This is a genomic window from Frigoribacterium sp. MEB024, assembly GCF_000878135.1.
Classification (GTDB): domain Bacteria; phylum Actinomycetota; class Actinomycetes; order Actinomycetales; family Microbacteriaceae; genus Frigoribacterium.
In genome coordinates this window covers 1-2,330 of the sequence record NZ_JXQZ01000105.1, presented here as the reverse complement: position 1 = coordinate 2,330, position 2,330 = coordinate 1, and the positions used below count along the sequence as shown (strand labels likewise).

The 2,330-nt window shown below is 76.4% G+C and carries 2 protein-coding genes; one reads left to right on the top strand and one right to left on the bottom strand.

The features are described 5' to 3' along the window. A partial coding sequence (locus SZ60_RS15150; protein ID WP_052505452.1) for a glycosyltransferase occupies positions 1-1,106 on the bottom strand: 1,106 nt, incomplete at its 3' end. 208 nt (positions 1,107-1,314) lie between these two features. Here SZ60_RS15150 and SZ60_RS15145 point away from each other — a divergent pair. Then, positions 1,315-2,262, top strand: coding sequence for a WcbI family polysaccharide biosynthesis putative acetyltransferase (locus SZ60_RS15145; RefSeq protein WP_043597395.1), 948 nt, complete (start codon positions 1,315-1,317; stop codon positions 2,260-2,262). Positions 2,263-2,330: the final 68 nt, after the last annotated feature.

Sequence of the window (2,330 nt, the reverse complement as noted above, 5' to 3'; positions counted from 1 at the left end):
TGCAGGGCGGCGCGCTGCGGGGTGCCGCGGCGCGAGGCCGGCACGCGGGCCGCGTCGTCGTGCGCGTCGGCGGTCCCGTCGACGGCGTGCGGGCTGACCAGGGCGATCACGGCCGCGGCGAGCGACGCGGGGTCGTCGAGGTCGAACGAGGCGGTCGTGCCGGCCTCGGGGTGCTGCGCCGCCGCGTGGCCGACGCGGGGCGCGGCGACCGGGATGGCGAGGTCCCAGCACAGCTCGACCCAGCCGGAGTGCGTGCCGTGGCGGTAGGGCAGCACCGACACGTCCAGGTCGGCGAGCGACCGCTCGAGCTGGGGGTCGGTCAGGCGCGGGTGCTCGGCGAGGGTCGCCGACGGGCCGGCGGCGCGGACGAGCTCGCGGATGCGCTCGGCCTGCTCGGGGTCGCGCACGCGCTCGTTCAGGTCGACCCGCGCCTCCACGGCGGCACCGGTGGCGCGCAGGGCGTCGACCGCCGCCAGCAGGGTGCGGACGGTCTCGACGCCCGCGACGTTCGGGCGCAGGTCGCGGAGGTGGACCCCGACGACGACCGTGTCACCCGGTGTGCCGACGGGCAGCTCGGCCTCGGGGTCGGCGATGGCGGGGTGCGCGACGACGGTCGGGCGACGCCCCCACCGGGCCTCGACCTCGTCGGCGGCCGCGTCGGTGAGGGTGATCAACTCGTCGGCGGCCGGGACCAGCACGTCGAGGTGCTCGAGGTGGGGCGCCTGGTCGACGAGCTGCGGGTTGGTCAGGTCGTGCACCGTGTACACGAGCGGCAGGCGCAGGTCGCGCAGGGTCTCGACGACGGCGACGAGGTGCTCGGTCGGGTACGACTCCGTGCCGAAGTGCACGTGCAGGAGGTCGACCTCGTGGGCGTGCGCCCGCAGCCAGGCGGCGTCGAGCACGACCGGGGGCCACCAGCGGGCCGGCTCCGCGGGGTCGGGAAGCGGGTCGGCGAGGTGCACGACGCGTCCCGACGTGTCGAGGGGGTCGAGCAGCGAACGGACGTACGGGTGGCCGGCCGGGACCGACGCGACGCGGATCGGGGCGACCGGGGCGACGACGGCGCGGGCCGGGGTCGACGGCGACGTCGGGGCGTGATGGGTCATCGGGGCCTCCTCGGCGTGATCAGGTCGCTCGCCGTGCCGGACCGGCGCGGGGCCTGTCTCGCGGGACGACGAGCACCCGCGACGATGCGGGTGAGGTGTGCCGGGGCTGGCGGCGGGAAAGGATGACGCGACCGGGGAAGTCGCTGTTGACTCAACATAGGCCCGCGCGACCCCCTTTGTCCGTTCCGAGCGCGGGCCGGAGGGAAGCATGTCCGAACAGCGAACCGAACCCGACGGCCGCACCCGTCACTACGGCGACTTCTACGGTCTGAGCGAGCCGGAGGGCGACGGCGCGATCGCCCTCGTGGTGGGCAATTGCCAGGCCGAGTCGCTGCGCATCTTCCTCGACGGCGCGGGGCTCACGGCCGTCCGCATGCCACCGGTGCACGAGCTCACGGCCGCCGACCTGCCGCAGCTCGAGCGGTGGCTCGGCCGGGCCGGCCTGCTCGTCTCGCAGCCGGTGCGCGACGACTACCACGACCTCCCGCTCGGCACGGCCCAGCTGGCCGCGATGCTGCCCCGGGAGGCGCGGGTCGTCCGGGTGCCCGTCGTCCGGTTCGCGGGCCTCTACCCCGCGCACGTCATCGTGCGCCCGCCGAGCGACGTCTCGCTCGTGCCGCCCGTGGTCGAGTACCACGACGTCCGACTGATCGCCGAGGCCGCCGGACGGCCGCTCCCGGCCGACGCCCTGACCCCCGTCGTCGTGCGGTCCGTCGCCGAGCTGTCGCTGGCCGAACTGCGCAGACGCGAGGCCGCCCACGACACCGTCGTCGCCTCGGACCTGTTCGAGGTCGGTGCGGGCACCGACGGGGCCGGCACGCCGCGCTTCGACCAGATGCGCACCCTGAACCACCCCGGCAACCCGGTCTGGACGGCCCTCGCCTCGCGCGTCCGCGAGCGCCTGGGCCTGCCCGAGCACGTCGTCGACCCGGGCCGACCCGTGCTGTCGAGCGTGCACGCTCCGCGCGAGCAGGCGGTGATCGACGCCTGGGGCCTCGACGCCGAGCCGACCGACCACTGGGCTGTCGGTGGCGAGCGCGTCGACGCCGACGAGGTCCGTCGTGCGCACCTCGCCTGGTACGCCGAGCACCCGGACGCGGTCGAGGCCGCGCTGGCCCGGCACGCCGACACGTTCGCCCTGTGGGGCGCGGCGTGAACGGGGCGGCGGTCGACCCCTCGGCCCGCGCGGCGGCCGCGCGCGACTCGGCCCGCTCGAGCGCGCGG